Source organism: Pseudoflavonifractor sp. 60, assembly GCF_009911645.1.
Taxonomy (GTDB): Bacteria; Bacillota; Clostridia; order Oscillospirales; family Oscillospiraceae; genus Lawsonibacter.
On record NZ_QWKI01000001.1, the window covers coordinates 1 to 15497 of the forward strand.

General features: G+C 56.1%; 18 protein-coding genes. 14 read left to right on the forward strand and 4 right to left on the reverse strand.

Annotated elements, in window-relative coordinates; all coding sequences use genetic code 11:
• Positions 1-443 precede the first annotated feature (443 nt).
• Positions 444-1535: a sodium ion-translocating decarboxylase subunit beta gene (locus tag D1646_RS00005; protein WP_160634591.1), complete on the forward strand. Its 1092-nt coding sequence runs from the start codon at positions 444-446 to the stop codon at positions 1533-1535.
• Between the two features lie 13 nt (positions 1536-1548).
• On the forward strand, positions 1549-1674 hold the full coding sequence (locus tag D1646_RS00010; RefSeq protein WP_160634438.1) for a sodium pump decarboxylase gamma subunit: 126 nt from the start codon (positions 1549-1551) through the stop codon (positions 1672-1674).
• A 30-nt stretch (positions 1675-1704) separates the two neighbouring features.
• Here D1646_RS00010 and D1646_RS00015 read toward each other — a convergent pair whose 3' ends face one another.
• Positions 1705-1971, reverse strand: coding sequence for a DUF6514 family protein (locus tag D1646_RS00015; protein WP_160634440.1), 267 nt, complete (start codon positions 1969-1971; stop codon positions 1705-1707).
• Positions 1972-2118: 147 nt separating this feature from the next.
• Between D1646_RS00015 and D1646_RS00020 the strand changes: the two genes are divergently transcribed.
• Complete coding sequence (locus tag D1646_RS00020) at positions 2119-2292, forward strand: hypothetical protein (protein ID WP_160634442.1); 174 nt, start codon at positions 2119-2121, stop codon at positions 2290-2292.
• A gap of 241 nt (positions 2293-2533) precedes the next feature.
• Here the strand turns inward: D1646_RS00020 and D1646_RS00025 are convergent, their stop codons facing one another.
• Entirely contained in the window at positions 2534-3715 is a 1182-nt protein-coding gene (locus D1646_RS00025; RefSeq protein ID WP_160634444.1) for a nucleoside recognition domain-containing protein, read from the reverse strand.
• Positions 3716-3872: 157 nt separating this feature from the next.
• On the opposite strand from D1646_RS00025, the gene D1646_RS00030 reads away from it, so the two are divergent.
• The 6 genes from D1646_RS00030 to D1646_RS00055 are packed head-to-tail and all read left to right on the forward strand — an operon-like array spanning position 3873 to position 9745.
• Entirely contained in the window at positions 3873-4907 is a 1035-nt protein-coding gene (locus tag D1646_RS00030; protein ID WP_160634445.1) for a DUF2804 domain-containing protein, read from the forward strand.
• Positions 4901-5485 carry a YgjP-like metallopeptidase domain-containing protein gene (locus tag D1646_RS00035; protein ID WP_160634447.1) on the forward strand — a complete coding sequence of 195 codons (585 nt, stop codon included), beginning with the start codon at positions 4901-4903 and terminating at the stop codon, positions 5483-5485. Before D1646_RS00030 ends, D1646_RS00035 begins: the two co-directional genes overlap by 7 nt.
• Positions 5486-5502: 17 nt before the next feature.
• On the forward strand, positions 5503-6147 hold the full coding sequence (locus D1646_RS00040; RefSeq protein WP_160634449.1) for a DUF6198 family protein: 645 nt from the start codon (positions 5503-5505) through the stop codon (positions 6145-6147).
• A gap of 20 nt (positions 6148-6167) precedes the next feature.
• Positions 6168-7679, forward strand: coding sequence for an endonuclease NucS domain-containing protein (locus D1646_RS23855; protein WP_160634451.1), 1512 nt, complete (start codon positions 6168-6170; stop codon positions 7677-7679).
• A 17-nt stretch (positions 7680-7696) separates the two neighbouring features.
• Positions 7697-8962 (forward strand): replication-associated recombination protein A, encoded by a 1266-nt coding sequence (locus D1646_RS00050; protein ID WP_160634453.1) that lies wholly within the window; start codon positions 7697-7699, stop codon positions 8960-8962.
• Positions 8963-8971: 9 nt separating this feature from the next.
• On the forward strand, positions 8972-9745 hold the full coding sequence (locus D1646_RS00055) for a TSUP family transporter (protein WP_160634454.1): 774 nt from the start codon (positions 8972-8974) through the stop codon (positions 9743-9745).
• Positions 9746-9771: 26 nt separating this feature from the next.
• On the opposite strand, the gene D1646_RS00060 is transcribed toward D1646_RS00055, so the two are convergent.
• Both D1646_RS00060 and D1646_RS00065 read right to left on the reverse strand, forming a co-directional pair.
• Positions 9772-10863 (reverse strand): DUF3810 domain-containing protein, encoded by a 1092-nt coding sequence (locus D1646_RS00060; protein WP_160634455.1) that lies wholly within the window; start codon positions 10861-10863, stop codon positions 9772-9774.
• Positions 10864-10886: 23 nt separating this feature from the next.
• Positions 10887-12062, reverse strand: a complete 1176-nt coding sequence (locus tag D1646_RS00065) for a nucleotidyltransferase family protein (protein WP_160634456.1) — start codon at positions 12060-12062, stop codon at positions 10887-10889.
• Positions 12063-12252: 190 nt separating this feature from the next.
• Here D1646_RS00065 and D1646_RS00070 point away from each other — a divergent pair, with 190 nt between their 5' ends.
• The 5 genes from D1646_RS00070 to D1646_RS00090 all read left to right on the forward strand — a co-directional run bounded on the left by D1646_RS00070 (position 12253) and on the right by D1646_RS00090 (position 15477).
• Entirely contained in the window at positions 12253-13446 is a 1194-nt protein-coding gene (locus D1646_RS00070) for an acetate kinase (RefSeq protein ID WP_160634457.1), read from the forward strand.
• Positions 13447-13514: 68 nt separating this feature from the next.
• The gene (locus D1646_RS00075; RefSeq protein ID WP_160634458.1) at positions 13515-14426 is read left to right on the forward strand and encodes a hypothetical protein; all 912 of its coding nucleotides are present in this window, start codon (positions 13515-13517) and stop codon (positions 14424-14426) included.
• Positions 14427-14495: 69 nt separating this feature from the next.
• On the forward strand, positions 14496-14843 hold the full coding sequence (locus D1646_RS00080) for a TIGR04076 family protein (protein ID WP_160634459.1): 348 nt from the start codon (positions 14496-14498) through the stop codon (positions 14841-14843).
• Between the two features lie 22 nt (positions 14844-14865).
• A complete protein-coding gene (locus D1646_RS00085) occupies positions 14866-15261 on the forward strand; it encodes a TIGR04076 family protein (protein WP_160634460.1) in 396 nt (131 codons plus the stop codon).
• Between the two features lie 15 nt (positions 15262-15276).
• A complete protein-coding gene (locus D1646_RS00090; RefSeq protein WP_160634461.1) occupies positions 15277-15477 on the forward strand; it encodes a DUF951 domain-containing protein in 201 nt (66 codons plus the stop codon).
• Positions 15478-15497: the final 20 nt, after the last annotated feature.

Genomic DNA, 15497 nt, shown 5'->3' on the forward strand with positions numbered 1-15497 from the left:
TTTACACGAAGTTTCCCTTGTTGTCCTCCCTTTTTTCTTGTGTTGCACTTCATATGATAATCTTTCGAGCCCCTTTGCCAAAGGGGCCTGGCCCTGCTTCGCAGGGCCGTAAAGCGGCAGGCTAGGGTCGTCCCTTCCTACAAAAGATACTTTACGAATTAAAGTTTATGCGGAAGACACCTTGACAAAGGAAATCTCTTATGGTAATATGCTCCATACAAAGGGGAGTAGTCGGCACGTCCAATGGGCGTGCGGCACCAGTCAACAAGCATGGGCGGCAATAAGGCCGCTCTGGCTGTGCCTGAAATGACCAGACCTGCGTTCCAACGATTTGGAGCGCAGGTCTTTTTATATAGATAGCTAAAAACAAGAAGGAGTGGATCAACGTGGATTTTTCTTTTCTGTGGCAGGGCCTTGTATCTATCACCTGGCAGCAGCTTGTCATGTATGCCATTGGGGGCCTGTTAATCTGGCTGGCTATTGAAAAGGAGCTGGAACCAGCCCTGCTCATGCCTATGGGCTTTGGAGCAATCCTGGTCAACCTGCCTCTGTCCGGTGTAGTCAATCAGTTCAGTCAGGGGATGGGGGAGACCCGTGGAATTATTCAATGGCTCTTTGAAGTGGGAATTGAGGCCAGTGAGGCAATGCCGATCCTGCTCTTTATCGGCATTGGAGCTATGATTGATTTCGGACCGCTGTTGGCAAATCCCAGGCTGTTTCTGTGCGGTGCGGCGGCTCAGGCAGGCATTTTTCTCACCATTATCATAGCGGCGTTCATGGGCTTTGATATCAGGGATGCGGCCTCCATCGGCATCATCGGTGCGGCTGACGGACCGACCGCTATATTGGTGTCTCAGGTGCTTCATTCCAAATATGTGGGGGCCATCGCTGTGGCGGCCTACTCCTATATGGCGTTGGTACCAATCATACAGCCTCTGGCCATTAAAATGGTAACAAGCAAAGAGGAGCGGGCTATACCTATGACCTACACCGCGCAGGGCGTCAGCAGAAGAACGCGGATTATGTTTCCAATATGGGTCAGCGTCATTTCCGGTCTGGTTGCGCCTGCCTCGGTGGCACTGGTAGGTTTTCTCATGTTCGGCAATCTGATTCGGGAGTGCGGTGTGCTGGCCGCCCTGTCCCGCACTGCCCAATGTGAACTGGCTAATTTAATCACGCTGCTGCTGGGCATTACCATCTCCTTTTCTATGAAAGCGGACCAGTTCATTCAGCCGGAAACCCTGATGATTATGGGGCTGGGTCTGGTGGCCTTTGTGCTGGATTCTGTGGTGGGGGTTCTGTTTGTCAAGGTACTGAACCTGTTTGCCCCTGGCAGCAGGATCAACCCCATGATTGGGGCGGCGGGAATCTCCGCGTTCCCTATGTCTGCCCGGGTCATTGAGAAGCTGGGCCTGGAGGCAGACCCCCAGAATCATCTGCTGATGTACGCCATCGCCGCCAATGTGTCTGGCCAGATTGCCTCCGTGGTGGCCGGAGGTGTGGTACTGCAATACTTTGCCAACATGGCTTCATAAAGGAGGGAAGAGTATGAATCAGAATGTAATTTATGCTTTGGAGATGCTGGGGCAGGGGATGTTGGGAATTTTCGTCGTACTGGGCTTGATTGCACTGGGAGTTTTCCTGCTTCAAAAGCTGGATGGCAAGAAGAAATGAGAGAACACAATGCTGTATAGCTGTTTCACCTTACAGCCAATCCGCAATGATATCCTCCAATCCAGCAGGGCCTACGGTGTTGTCCACCAGCAGCGTCAGGAGCTCATCGATACGGGAGGCGCTGGTAGTAATTGCGGGGATTTTACGGTCTTCGCCGCCCTCCTCCGCAATATGGACCCCATAGTTTTCGCAGAAAAGGCGAGAGGCTTCTTCCTGATCAATTGTGAGATAGTAGTGAAAGCGACGGGCGCATCCTCCCTGATCCCAGCATTGACGTGTTGCAATCTTCATTTCCATGATATTGTGTCTCCTTCCAAAAAAACGATTCATTAGACACATTATATAGCGCTTTCCGCGTTTGGGAAAGGAAAACATATCGCAGAAAAACCAAGACTGCGACCTCCTTCGTCACCGAACACAGCGAGAGGTGTTGGATGCCGTCGCATGAAGAGGATTTATCAGGAAACTTTCTTTTCACTCAAAGGAACACCTGTAAAGGAAAAATACTTTAAAATATATTTTAAGGGAAAATACTTCCTTTGGAGTGTCAGCAAAGAAAAGTCCCTTGTAAGGCCATTCGGCTTTACAGGGGACTTTGAGATAAGTATTAGAGTTTAAAATCCTCGTCCCGCAAGCTGGAGGCGGACAGTTTGACAGGGCGAGGCGGGACCCGTTTTAGTGGGTCATACTTGAAGGAGCTGCAGTGGGAGCCGGCGGACATGACCCCCCTTTTGGAGCAGACAACCTGTCCCGCCTCCAGCTCCCGGCTTCTGGCACAGTAGGCACAGCGGGGTTCTATGGACGTTTGAAACAGCTTTATAATGGCTCACCTCTCTCCGCAAAATTGATTCTGCCTCCATTATACTACACTACGCTGCTTTTTTCCACTGTTTTTTTGTACCACATAGACGGTGAGGGCCAGGAAGAACAGCCACATTCCCCAGGCTGCGGCGGCGGAGAGGGTAAGGGCCTGCTGAAAATCCAGCTGGGCGATTGCCTGGGTCTGCTCCGCCAGATAGAAGCTGGCGGGACTGCTCAGGGGACAGACGCGCAGCAGCAGGGAGGTCAGAGCGGCGGAGAGGACCCCGTGGAGCAGTTTTCCTGTTACGTAGGTGCGCACAGACAGACCGCTGTCCCCCAGAAAGGCCAGTACTTGACAGTGTACAGAAACACCTGCCCAGCCCAGCATAAAGGCGGCCATAGACAGCCGTCCGGGCAGGGAGCCGTCCGTCAGGGAGGACACGCCGGAGGACACCTCCACCAGGCCAGTGAGCAATCGCTCTGCCCAGGTCTGGTCCATTCCCAGCGGGGCCAGCAGAAGGGAGAGCAGGTGACCCAAGGTGTCCAGAATTCCAGAATGGGCTAAAATACGCAAAAATACGGAAAAGAACAGGATAAATGCACAGATATTTAGGGTTGATTGGAGGGACCCGGTCACTGAGCTGGTAAACGCTTTGGAAAAGCTGACTGCCTGAAACTGAGGAGTGCCTGCCCTGCTGCGCTGGGGACGATCCTGAGCCTTATAAAAGCGAAACAGGACCCCAACGCATAGGGAGGCCAGCAGGTGGGTGAGGTAGAGGAGCAGCCCCGCCGCCCCACTGCCGAAAATACCCGCTCCCACCACACCCAGGATGAATGCGGGGCCGCAGTTGTTGCAGAAGGCCAGCATCCGCTCCGCTTCAGTACGGGTACACTGACCGTTCTCATAGATCTGGATGGCAGTCCGAGCCCCCACAGGGTACCCCCCCACAAAGCCCAGAGCCAGAGCGGCGGCGCAGTTCCCATTGACACAGAACAGGGGAGCCATGACCGGTTCCAGCAGTCTGCCCAGATAGCGGGACATTCCCAGCTCCACCACCAGAGACGAAAGCACGAAGAAAGGGAACAGGGAGGGCAAAATCACATTGCCGCACAGCTTGATCCCGTCCCGCATAGCTCCCATGGACTGCTCCGGCCACAGGACCAGCGCCAGCGCAGCCCACATCAGTCCGGCGCCCAGCAAAATATCCCGATACTGTGCCTTTCCTATAATTCGTCCCATCCTGGTCGCCCCTTTTCTGGAAAAATACACGTCTAAAGGTATGCGGGAAAAAGATATTTCTTGCCTGTCCCAGAAAAGAATTGCGGAATGGGAGGATTTACAGTATAATGGAGTGAAATTGGCGGGATGCATAAAACCCGCAAAAGGGGAACGATTCATGGAACAGCACGAAATCACGGCGGCGGGGCCGCTGTTGGATGAACAGGGAAATCTGCGGGAGGCGGGCTACGCCAAGCAGCTGCTGCCAGTGTACGACAGGAAGCGGATCAAGGCGAACCCTCTGCGTATCAAGGAATGGGACTACTATTTGGTGATGAATGGCCAGTTTGGGCTGGCCCTGACCATTGCGGACAACAGCTACATGGGACTGGATTCCTTTTCTCTGCTGAATTTCTGGGAACAGACGCAGATCACCAGGAGTATTGTCCGGTTGATGCCCATGGGGAGCACCGGGATGCCCTCCTCCTCAGCGGTGGGGGACTGCGCCTCCGGGCGAAAGGGACACTCTCTGCTGTTCCGGAAGGAGGAGGACCGGCGGCTCCTGTACGCCCACATGGAGCACTTCCGGGGGCGGGATCCGCTGGACGCCTACATTGAGCTGACCCAGGAGCCGGAGGAGTCCATGGTCATCTGTACCCCCTTTGACAAACCAGGTCACTTCTACCTCAACCAAAAGATCAACTGTCTGCGGGCCTCCGGCAAGGTGACAGTGGGGGAGGACGAGTATATGCTGGACCCCGCCGACTCCTTCGGGGTTTTGGATTGGGGCCGGGGCGTCTGGACCTACCACAATACCTGGTGTTGGGCCTCCGCCTCCGGACTGGTGGACGGGATCCCCTTCGGCTTCAATCTGGGCTACGGTTTTGGGGACACCTCTGCCGCCACAGAAAATATGCTCTTCTACAACGGAAAGGCCCACAAGCTGTCCAAGGTGCGCTTTAAAATTCCAGGCCGGCGCCGGAACCGGCGCTATATGGAGCAGTGGGAGTTTACCAGCGACGATGGCCGGTTTGAAATGCGTTTTGACCCCATTTTGGACCGCTCCGCCTGCTCCAGCGCGGCGGGGGTCATTAAGTCCGACCAGCACCAGATTTTTGGGAAATTTACTGGTCTGGCCCTGCTGGACGACGGCAAGGAAATCTTTGTCAAGGATTTTTTGGGGTTTGCGGAGGAAGTGGAGAACAAATGGTAACACCGGCGCTTCCGCAGCTGCGTTTAGTGGACACCCCTCAGGGACCGCTCACCTATACCCTGACCCGAAAATCCGTGAAGAATCTCAACCTGCGCATTGGCGCCAGCGGGGAGATCTGCGTCTCCATCCCCCTGCGCTGTTCTGTCAAGCAGGCGGACGATTTTGTCCGGGAAAAGGGCGGCTGGATTTTAGAGGCGCTCAACCGCCAGACACAGCGCCGAGTGGAGCCCCTGCCGCCGGTGTCCCGTGCGGAGTGCGCCAGGCTTCTGAGCGAGGCCCTGAAGCGGGTCTATCCCCTTGTGGAGCCGCTGGGGGTCGCCTTTCCACCCTTGAGGCTGCGTGCACTGAAAAGTCAGTGGGGCAACTGCCACTGGGCTCAGGGCTATATCACCCTGAATACCGCACTAGCCCGGTGTCCGGAGGAGCTGCGGGACTATGTGGCCCTCCACGAGCTGGTCCACTTTCTACACCACGACCATGGACCGGGATTTTATGCCCGGATGGATACCCTGATGCCTGACTGGAGGCAGCGGCGCAGGGCACTGAAGGGCTATAGCGGAGCCCTGGAACATCATTGAGAAGGACGCGAGGCAATTTGAAAAATCCATATCGCTGGCTGATCTATGGCCTGGGCATGGTAGTGCTGGCCCTGGGGATCGCCTTGAACACCAAAGCGGGGCTGGGGGTGTCGCCCATTATCTCGGTGGCCTACTCTGTATCCCGGATTTATTCTCTGAATTTTGGAGACATGACCTTTTTGCTCTACGTGCTGTTTGTCATCGTCCAGCTTTTTCTGCGGAGCAGAGAGGAGCGGGCGGCGACCCTGCTTCAGATTGTTGTCAGCCTGATTTTCAGCCGTATGCTGAACCTATTTGATGCCTTGATCCCATATAGCTCTGGACAACACAGTTTGGCTGTCAATCTCATGTTGCTGGCCGTGGCGATTTTCTTGACTGGGCTGGGCATCGCTATGACAGTGAACATGCGGCTGGTCCCCAACCCCGGAGACGGCATTGTCCAGGCCATTGCGGAAAAAATCGGTCGGGACCAGGGCTTCACCAAAAATATCTTTGATATAGGCTGTGTTTGTACCACCGTGGCGGTGGGACTGATTTGTTCCGGTCAGGTGGTGGGGATTGGCATCGGTACCATCGCCGCCATGATTGGAGTGGGCCGGGCCATCGCGCTGGTGAATCATATTGGGAGAGATAAAATGCTGTCCGCTGCCGGAATGGCTTAGCTGGAAAGGGGAGGGCTGCTGTGGAGAACCGGGATCTTCAGCAAGAATTTAGCCAATTGTTTGGCACAGGGCAGACATGGCGGGAAATGTCTGACAAATTGGATACTCTGCTTCAGGGGCATTCGGATCCGGAGGAGTACAGGGAGCTTTTCTGTTACCGGCTGCTGCACGATCTTTCAACGGGATATTGTACTTACGGTGACCTGAAAGAGGTCAGAAAGAGGGAGCTGGTCTCCTTGTTAATCGAAAACATCTCAAAATTGCCCGAAGAGAAGTACTATTATCATGGGGTGTCGGCGTTTTTCTGCGGAGAATATGAACGGTGCATCGCCCAATTGAAGCTGAACTATTCTGACAGTGTATTAAAAGAGAGGGACAGCAAATATCAGGAGACAGATATTTTTGATGAATTGATTGAGCCATTTAAAAATGCCTTTCCGGGTTTCTGGTCCCAGGTACAAAAGCTGATTTATCCTCTGTGCAGGCAGGATGGCACGGAATATTTATGTCAACTGATGGCTGATTATTATGCCTGCAGGACAGACGAGGAGGCGGTGGACATTTTGACGGCATATATTCAAACATATCCCCATTCTACTCTGGCCAGAGAATACTTAGCCTGTACTTACTACGACCTCAAAATGTGGAACAACACAATTGCATACCTTCAGACGGTTGGGCGGCCAATACTCTTTATGTTTACCAGATATCAAATCTATTTTATGATGGCCTGGTCATATGGAAAGATACGCAATTTCAAACGAGAGGAATCATGTTACCGGGCATGTCTGAGATTTTATCCGCAGGCAGAAAATGCTCTGAACAATCTGGGCTATTGTCTCTACAAGCAGAGGCGGTATCAACAGGCTAAGGAGGTCTTTGAACAGTGCCTGAAAGAGGGGCGTGATTTGCCATACGCCGCAAACAACTATGTCCAGGTCCTGATTGCGCTGGGCCAGTACACGCAGGCGCGGAAATTCGCGGCCACAACAGGTGTTAAGCTGTCTAAGGGGCTCAGGGAGCGAATCAACAAGCTGCCTGAGAAGAATATGGAACAGCCCCAGGTATATGTGAGGGAACCGGACGAGGATGTCGGCGATACAGCAGCAGAGAAGACTATCGACATGGGCGGAAAGCGGGAGCAGTTTAGCAGCGAAAAGCTCCTGGAAGACGAACTGACGCTCAGAATCGAGTCCGGCCAGCCTGTGTTCGGGATGAAGCTGACAATATACAAGCGGCCTGGCGAGTATGGGCGGCAGTATATCATTCCAATTGGCCGTTTGGACCTCCTCTGTGAGGATAAGGCCGGAAATCTCTATATTATTGAGTTGAAAAAAGATAGCGGCTATGACGATGTATACCGGCAGATTACCGATTATTTAGATTGGTTTGAGCAATCACCGCAGTTTAGGAATCGGAGCATTTATGGAATCATCTGTCTGAACAACCCAACACAAAAACTGATCTCTCAGGTACATAGCGATTCAAGGCTTCGGCTGTTTGAATATGGGATATCCTATCAGGAAATTTAAAATTAGGAAGTGTTTTTATGGCATACCGTCCCTTGGCGGACGAGATACGGCCCACCAGTCTGGACGAGGTGGTGGGGCAGACCCACATTTTGGGCAATAACGGCCTGCTCCGCCGCATTGTAGAGGGGGGCAGCGTGCCCAACCTGATTTTCTACGGTCCATCAGGTACAGGCAAGACCACGGTGGCCAACATCATCGCCCAGCGAACCAACCGGCCTCTCCACCGCCTCAACGCCACCACCGCCTCCATCTCCGATATCAAGGACATTATGGCGGATATCGGCACGCTGCTGGCCCCGGAGGGGGTACTGCTCTACCTGGACGAGATCCAGTACTTCAACAAGAAACAGCAGCAATCTCTGCTGGAATTTATGGAGGACGGGCGGATCACCCTCATTGCCTCCACCACGGAGAATCCCTTCTTCGCGGTGTTTGGGGCGGTGCTGTCCCGGGCCAGCGTCTTTGAGTTCAAACAGATTACCGCTCAGGACGTGCTCCCCGCCATTGACCGGGGGATCTCCATTATGAGCCAGCGGCTGGAGGCGGAGGTGGTCTGTGAGGAGGGGGTCCGGGAGCATATCGCCTCTGCCTGCGGGGGAGACGTACGCAAGGCGATGAACGCCATCGAGCTGCTGCTCAACGCCGCCAACAGGGAGCAAGGGAAACTCCTTGTCACTCTTGACGACGCCCAAACCGCCGCCCAGAAGTCGGCTATGCGGTACGACCGGGAGGGAGACGCCCACTATGACATCGCGTCCGCCCTGATGAAGTCTCTGCGGGGCTCCGACCCAGATGCCGCCCTCCACTACCTGGCCCGCCTGCTGGAGGCCGGAGACCTGATTACCGCCATCCGCCGGATTCTCTGCTCCGCCAGCGAGGACATTGGACTGGCCTATCCCATGGCGGTGCCCATTGTGAAGGCCTGTGTGGACAACGCCCTTCAGCTGGGTCTCCCTGAGGCCAAACTGCCCCTGGCGGAGGCGGTGATTCTGCTGGCCACCGCCCCCAAGTCCAATACCGCCTGCATGGCCATCGACACCGCTCTGGCCGACGTCCGGGCAGGACGAACCGGGAGTATTCCCCGTGAGCTGCAAAACGTCCACGCCGACTCCGCCGGTCAGGAGCGGGACCAGGGATACCAGTACCCCCACAGCTTTCCCCGGCACTGGGTACAGCAGCAATATCTGCCTAATGAGCTGGTGGGCACACAGTACTACCAGTACGGCGACAACAAGACCGAGCAGGCCGCCAGGCGGTACTGGGAGGAAATTAAGGGAAAGTAGGAAAGAGAAATGGAGTTTTCAGAGCTGGCACATATTTGGATAATCGTCTGTCCGCTGGTGTTTCTGGGCGGATTGATTGACGCAGTAGCTGGAGGGGGCGGTCTGATCACCCTGCCCGCCTATCTGCTGGCGGGGCTGCCTGCCCACATCGCCTCAGGAACCAACAAATGCGGCAATGCCTTTGGTACTGTTCTGTCCACCGGCCGTTTTTTGAAGCGGGGGGATGTCCATATCTCCAGTGCTGTGGCCGGAGCGGTTGGGGCTCTGATTGGAGCCTGGGCAGGGGCGCGCCTCAACCTGATTATGCCTGAGCAGATGCTCTACTACATCATGCTGGCGGTGGTGCCCGTTATGGCGGTGTTTCTGCTGCTGAAGCGGGACTTCGGCCAGGAGGACCGCTCCGGGGAGCTGAGCCGGGGACAGCTGCTGGCAATGGCGCTGGGGATCGGCTTGGTCATCGGCGGCTATGACGGCTTCTTCGGACCGGGGGCGGGGACCTTCCTTATGCTGGCCTTTACCGGGCTGTGCCGGTTTGATCTGCTCACCGCCTCCGGGAATACCAAGGTCGCCAACTCTGCCAGTAATCTGGCGTCACTGGTCACCTTTGCCCTGGCGGGAAAAGTGATGTGGAGCGTGGGCATCCCCGCCGCTCTGTGCGGGATTGTTGGAAACTATGTGGGTTCCAGTCTGGCCTTGAAGGGTGGAGCCAAGGTAATTCGGCCCATGTTCTTTGTGGTGCTGGCCCTGCTGCTGGCAAGGCTGATCTATGGTTTGCTCTCATAAAAAAGACGCCCCACGGGCGGCTTTTTCTATCCATAGTAGCTGACCAGCAGGTCCACGCAGGCGCCATAGGAGCGGATGCCCAGCTCCTGGTCGTTGCTCTTGAGAAATGTATCGTATACATCGCCAGCGGCATCCTCCACGGGGGAATCCAGTGCGGCCCAGTAGGCGTTGTTGCCGTTCCAGTCGGTGGAGAGCTCCGGAGTAAAGGTCCGTTCTGCAATGTCGTACCAGAGCTCGGGGGAGACTGGATACAGAGCGTTGCACAGCTGGATCAGGCCCATCAGGTACCCGGAGTACTGAAACACCACATCGTCACAGGATGTACAGGCGGCAATACCCACAAAGTTGGCTTCCAGTTCCGAGGCAACCATCCGCTGGTGGGCCATTTCGTGGGCAACAGTGGCGGGAATTAGACAGGCGGGAGCGTCTACGTTTATGTTTGCCTCCCCGGTGAAGGGGAAATAGATGCCGGTAAAGCCAAGAATGCTTTGCAATCTGGAGAACAGCAAGGGCTTTGCCTTTACGGGCTTTATATTCAGTGAGGGAAATTCTTCGGCAATATTTAAGTAGATTTCCGGCCCTCTGGGGAAGAAATCAGCGGGCGTTTCTTCGAAGTTTCCAGCCTCGTCCCGGGGGACCTGGGGGGCCAGGGCGGCGGCCTGCCGGGCAAAGTACTCGGTGACGGCGGCCAGCTCCTCTAACGAGCAGGGGGCGCTCTCCAGTCCCTCCCGCTGGGCGAAGGAGGGGACATAGTAGGCGGCGTTCCACATCCAGCACAGTCCTGCCCATAGCCAGAGCCAGGCGGCCCCCAGTGCCCAGAGGCGGCGCAGAAAGGGGAGAGCCGCCCTCTTCCGCCAGAGCAGAACGACGGCCCGCGCCAGAAAAATCACATTTCCCACTAAAAACAGGGCAGTAAGGGCCTCTGCTGCGGAACATGGGACGAGAGACCACAGCCGCCCCAAAAACCGTTCCACCGGGGCCATGATACGGAATACCCAGACGGTCATCAGGGGTTGATTTTCCTTCACCGCTTCGAACAGGATTATCAGCGCCGCAGGCAGGGTGATTGCCCCCAGCCAGAGCCAGGTTGGATTCATTGGATGATTTCTTGTTTTCATAGACTCTCCTTTGTGTGCGGGGCTCAGTTTTTGTGCTTCCTGATGACAACGGGATTTCTGGTCCATTCCAGTCCACCGGGGCGCGGTGTGGGAAAGCAGAGACCGAACAAGTCGGTAAAACGCTCCTCCAGGGCAAAAAGGGCCTGGGCCTGTGGCGAGAGGCGGCGGTTGTGGGCGGGTTTGACGAAAAAGGGGAGGGACGCCCTGGTATTCATCTCTCTTAGCAGTTCCTGCCCCCGCTCGTTGAAGCCCAGGACCCGGATGTAGGGCGGCGCAGCGGGGACATCCTCCTTATGGATCCCCAGCAGGGCGCACAGGGCCAGCCGCCGTACCCGGGCGTGGGCATAGGTCCGGGTTTTGGTCAAGGAATACAGCTCCTCCAGCTTAGCCGTCTGCCGGGCGGCGCACAGGAGCCGGGCAGCCAGGCCGTCACCACCGCCAGGGAGAGCCTCCGCCTCCTCCAGCGTCATGGTGCGTAGCCGGGCAATGAGGGCCCGCTCACACCACGCCATATCTGCCGCTTCTCCCTTCCAGGGCAAGGACTGAAAGGGGAAAGCCCTTGACACCTCTCCCGCCCGGAGCCACCGCCGCAGCAGGGAGGCGGAGGCGTGGGTTCCCGCCGTTTCCCCATCGTGGACTGCTCCCTGTCGGGCTATGGTGACCGCCTCCATCCCATTTGGCAGGAAGCGCAGGTACTCAACTCCTAAATTGTTGTTGGGAGTATCCAACAGGGCAGCCCGGCCTGGCCCCAGAAGCCGCTCCACCGCACTTCGGCGGCACTGGGCAAAGGATTTTTTGGGTCCCAGCTCCTGGCGGAGGACCAGGGAGAACACCGGACTGTTGAGACATCGGGCCAGTTCCAGCAGGGGGGTGATTTCTCCTGTTTCACTGCCAAAGGAGAGGACATCCACCACGCCTGCCGCCTCCAGAATGGCCATTGTCCCTCGGGCAAATCCCTCCGCAGAGGCGACAGCCCACACGGTGGGGAGCTCCAATACCAGGTCCACGCCCCCCCTCAGCGCCATCTCAGTCCGAGTCCACTTGTCGGTAATCGCGCACTCTCCCCGCTGGACCCAGTTGCCGCTCATCACTGCCACAATGGCGGTCTCCTCCTGAAACAGCCAGCGGCTGGCCTGAATGTGATATGCGTGTCCAGAGTGGAAGGGATTGTATTCTGCGACGATTCCGATGGTCTTCATAGGCGGTCCTCCTGGTCAATTGACTGATTCTATGAAATGCGGCAAAAAAATATATGGAAGAAATGTGAAAAAGTGGTTGTCGTATTGGAAAAAAAGCGTTAAAATAGAAGTATCAGCCGGGCTGTCTCTATTGTAGTACATTCCCCGTCTGGAGGCAACCCAAATTTGATTTGAGAAGGAGACGATTCCCATGAATATTTTGGTAATCAATGCCGGCAGTTCCTCCCTGAAGTATCAGCTGCTGAACCCTGAAACCCAGCAGGTGCTGGCCAAGGGCCTGTGTGAGCGTATCGGCATTGACGGTAAGTTTACCTACAAGCCCGAGGGCAAGCAGGCAGTCAAAGAGGCCGACGTGGCTATGCCAACCCACAACGAGGCCATCAAGGCGGTGCTGGACGCTCTAGTGGACCCCCAAAACGGCGTCATCGGCTCCATGAAGGAGATCGACGCGGTGGGTCACCGGGTTGTCCACGGCGGCGAGAAGTTTGCCAAGTCTGTCCTGATTACCGACGAGGTCATGGCTGCCATTGAGGAGTGCAACCCCCTGGCCCCCCTCCACAATCCCGCCAACATCATCGGCATCAAGGCCTGTCAGGCTCTCATGCCCGGGACCCCCATGGTGGCCGTGTTCGACACCGCTTTCCATCAGACCATGCCCCCTGTGGCCTACACCTACGCTCTGCCCTATGAGTACTACGAGAAGGACAAGGTCCGCCGCTATGGCTTCCACGGCACCTCCCACAAGTATGTCACTCAGCGGGCTGCCGCTATGCTGGGCAAGCCCATTGAGGAGCTGAAGCTGGTCTCCTGCCACCTGGGCAACGGCTCCTCCGTCACCGCTGTGGACGGCGGCAAGAGCGTGGACACCTCCATGGGCTTTACCCCTCTGGCCGGCCTGCCTATGGGGACCCGCACCGGCGACATTGATGCGGGCATCCTTGAGTATCTGATGGGCAAATACAACATGGATATCAAGGAAATGCTGAACATTATGAATAAGAAGTCGGGTGTGCTGGGCGTGTCCGGTGTATCCTCTGATTTCCGTGACCTGGAGGCCGCCGGGAAGGAGGGCAACACCCGCGCCGCCCTGGCTGTTGAAGTTTTCGAGTACGGCGTGAAGAAGCTGATTGGCTCTTACGCTGCCGCCATGGGCGGTGTGGACGCCGTCATCTTCACCGCCGGTGTGGGCGAGAACGGCGGGAACAACCGCGCCAGCATTGTCTCCGGTCTGGAGTTCATGGGCATCAAGATTGACCCCGAGAAGAACAAGGTCCGGGGCGAGGAGATCGACATCTCCGCCGAGGGCGCCACCGTCCGCACGCTGGTCATCCCCACCAACGAGGAGTTGATGATCGCCATTGACACCGCCGCGCTGGCTAAGTAAATCTGAAGTTTGATTGAGAGCGCCGGACGCCATCGGGGGTCCGGCGCTTTTTAATAAGAGGTACCGGTATGGAGCTTTGCAAGCAATGGACCGTGCGGATGAAAAACAACATCAGCGGCGGGGGAGTTATGGCGCCGGTTTCAGACCCCTTTGACCCATCGGCCTTTTACGTCTCCGACGGCTGGGGGTCCTGCTACGCCTCGATGCGTCTGCGCAAGCTGTCCCTTGAGACAGGGGAGGAGCTGGCCAGCGTTCCGACCAGGGACAGCACAAGATGTATCCAGGTGGAGGAGGACCGGCTGTTTGCGGTTTTGAACAAGCGAATCCTGGAGCTGAACCGGAGCGATTTAAGCCTGAGGAGGGCCTACAGGAAGGGAGTGCCTCAGTATTCGGATTACGTCGGATTTAACGGCCGGGATAAGCTGCTGCTGATGAACTGGATGGGCGGCTTCTTGAGCGTATTTGATCTCAATACGGAGACGGCTCGAAAGAAGAAGGTGGACACCTGCTGCGGGATCTGGAAGGAGGACGAAAACTCTTTTCTGCTCCTGAATGGGGACGCCATCCTGCGCTATGACCTGGCGGGGAACAAGCTGAAAAAACTGGCGGATACCGAGCCCTGCGTACAGTGCGCGCTGGGGCCGTCCGGTCAGATGTACCTGCTGTGCAAGGGCCCGATTGAGGGTAGCACTATATCCTCTAAAATCGTAGTACTCCCTGCCGCCCTTGGCGGAACGCCTCAGGAGTTCGTACCAGGGGAGCTGATTCAGCATTTCGCCCTGTCTCAAGACGAGACCAAGCTGTTTTTGAGCCGGGATAACTGCATATGGCTCTATTCCATCCCGGAGAGAAGAGTCGTATTCCGGCATAAGTTTGAGGGAGAATTTGCGTTTGAGGACGGCCTTCATATATTCCATGAGAGGATTCTTACCTACCGCTGGAGTGAACAAGAGCTGACCTGCTGGCGAATGGAGGAGTGATGTGGTTGACAAGGGCATGAATCCTATTTTATAATAGGGTTCAATCTGCCGGGAAAGGGGAAAAACGGTATGAAAAAGTGGTATGATGAGGAGTACGAGTTTGAGGTGGAGGTCATCGGCTTCCTCCGCGGCGACCACACCGAGCGGTACTGCCGCAACGGCGAGGAGGTTGGAGACAAGTACACCTGCACCTACGGCTGTCCGGTCAACGCCCAGGGCTGCGGCATCTGCTCCAAGACCATGATGATGCTCTTCCCTTTGATGGAGGCGGTCCGCAGCGGCGGCGACCTGACCAAGGTGGGCGGAGATGACAAGTACAGCAAGGTGGTGGTCTGCCCGGACGGCTGCGTCATGTTCCGTCTCACGGCGAGACCCCTGGGGAACGAGAACTTTTTCACCGGGAAATTCTTCGACTGACGTGGATTCTGGAGGCGGTGGCATGAAGTGTCAGGTAAAAGTAACTGTGATTGATAAAAAGCTGTATCCGGAATTGCAGAGAGCGTATTGTGCTGACCCGGACGCCGGCATGTGTCCCTGTTACAACATTGGCGATGAATTTATATTTGAGCGGGATGAACACCAGGACCATTTCTGGCATGGCGGCTTGAATACCCTGGTCAGGACGGACGCCGACCCCGACACCGTTGCGGGCGGCCCCAATATGCCGCACTGTTCGGAGGCGTGGGACGCGATTGCCCGCTACATCTATACCGGATTGCAGGGCGGTTCTATTATGAGAGGCTGGATGAAGGAAGAACATACCATGATTGCCTGCTGCTCAGACGGCACCAGGCCGGTCATATTCAAAATTGAGCGAATTGATGTGGACGAATAGCTGGAGGGAATTGATATGGACATCCATGTCAACGATATACTAAGGATGAAGAAGCCCCACCCCTGCGGCAGCGGGGAGTGGCTGGTGCTGCGGGTTGGGATGGACTTTAAAATGCGCTGCCAGGGCTGCGGCCACGAGGTCATGCTGCCAAGGAGCAAGGCGGAGAAGAACATTCGGAAGGTGTTCCGGGACGGCCAGCCTGTAGAAGCACCATAATAAGAGACGTCACAGGAGAG

What these genes read in the sequence shown, in the direction of transcription:
- D1646_RS00075 (WP_160634458.1), top strand. Translation starts at nt 13,515, where the DNA reads ATGGAGCTTTGCAAGCAATGGACCGTGCGGATGAAAAACAACATCAGC.
- D1646_RS00030 (WP_160634445.1), top strand. Translation starts at nt 3,873, where the DNA reads ATGGAACAGCACGAAATCACGGCGGCGGGGCCGCTGTTGGATGAACAG.
- D1646_RS00005 (WP_160634591.1), top strand. Translation starts at nt 444, where the DNA reads ATGTATGCCATTGGGGGCCTGTTAATCTGGCTGGCTATTGAAAAGGAG.
- D1646_RS00070 (WP_160634457.1), top strand. Translation starts at nt 12,253, where the DNA reads ATGAATATTTTGGTAATCAATGCCGGCAGTTCCTCCCTGAAGTATCAG.
- D1646_RS00060 (WP_160634455.1), bottom strand. Translation starts at nt 10,863, where the DNA reads ATGAAAACAAGAAATCATCCAATGAATCCAACCTGGCTCTGGCTGGGG.
- D1646_RS00090 (WP_160634461.1), top strand. Translation starts at nt 15,277, where the DNA reads ATGGACATCCATGTCAACGATATACTAAGGATGAAGAAGCCCCACCCC.
- D1646_RS00085 (WP_160634460.1), top strand. Translation starts at nt 14,866, where the DNA reads ATGAAGTGTCAGGTAAAAGTAACTGTGATTGATAAAAAGCTGTATCCG.
- D1646_RS00025 (WP_160634444.1), bottom strand. Translation starts at nt 3,715, where the DNA reads ATGGGACGAATTATAGGAAAGGCACAGTATCGGGATATTTTGCTGGGC.
- D1646_RS00050 (WP_160634453.1), top strand. Translation starts at nt 7,697, where the DNA reads ATGGCATACCGTCCCTTGGCGGACGAGATACGGCCCACCAGTCTGGAC.
- D1646_RS00035 (WP_160634447.1), top strand. Translation starts at nt 4,901, where the DNA reads ATGGTAACACCGGCGCTTCCGCAGCTGCGTTTAGTGGACACCCCTCAG.
- D1646_RS00055 (WP_160634454.1), top strand. Translation starts at nt 8,972, where the DNA reads ATGGAGTTTTCAGAGCTGGCACATATTTGGATAATCGTCTGTCCGCTG.
- D1646_RS00020 (WP_160634442.1), top strand. Translation starts at nt 2,119, where the DNA reads ATGAAGAGGATTTATCAGGAAACTTTCTTTTCACTCAAAGGAACACCT.
- D1646_RS00015 (WP_160634440.1), bottom strand. Translation starts at nt 1,971, where the DNA reads ATGGAAATGAAGATTGCAACACGTCAATGCTGGGATCAGGGAGGATGC.
- D1646_RS00010 (WP_160634438.1), top strand. Translation starts at nt 1,549, where the DNA reads ATGAATCAGAATGTAATTTATGCTTTGGAGATGCTGGGGCAGGGGATG.
- D1646_RS00065 (WP_160634456.1), bottom strand. Translation starts at nt 12,062, where the DNA reads ATGAAGACCATCGGAATCGTCGCAGAATACAATCCCTTCCACTCTGGA.
- D1646_RS00080 (WP_160634459.1), top strand. Translation starts at nt 14,496, where the DNA reads ATGAAAAAGTGGTATGATGAGGAGTACGAGTTTGAGGTGGAGGTCATC.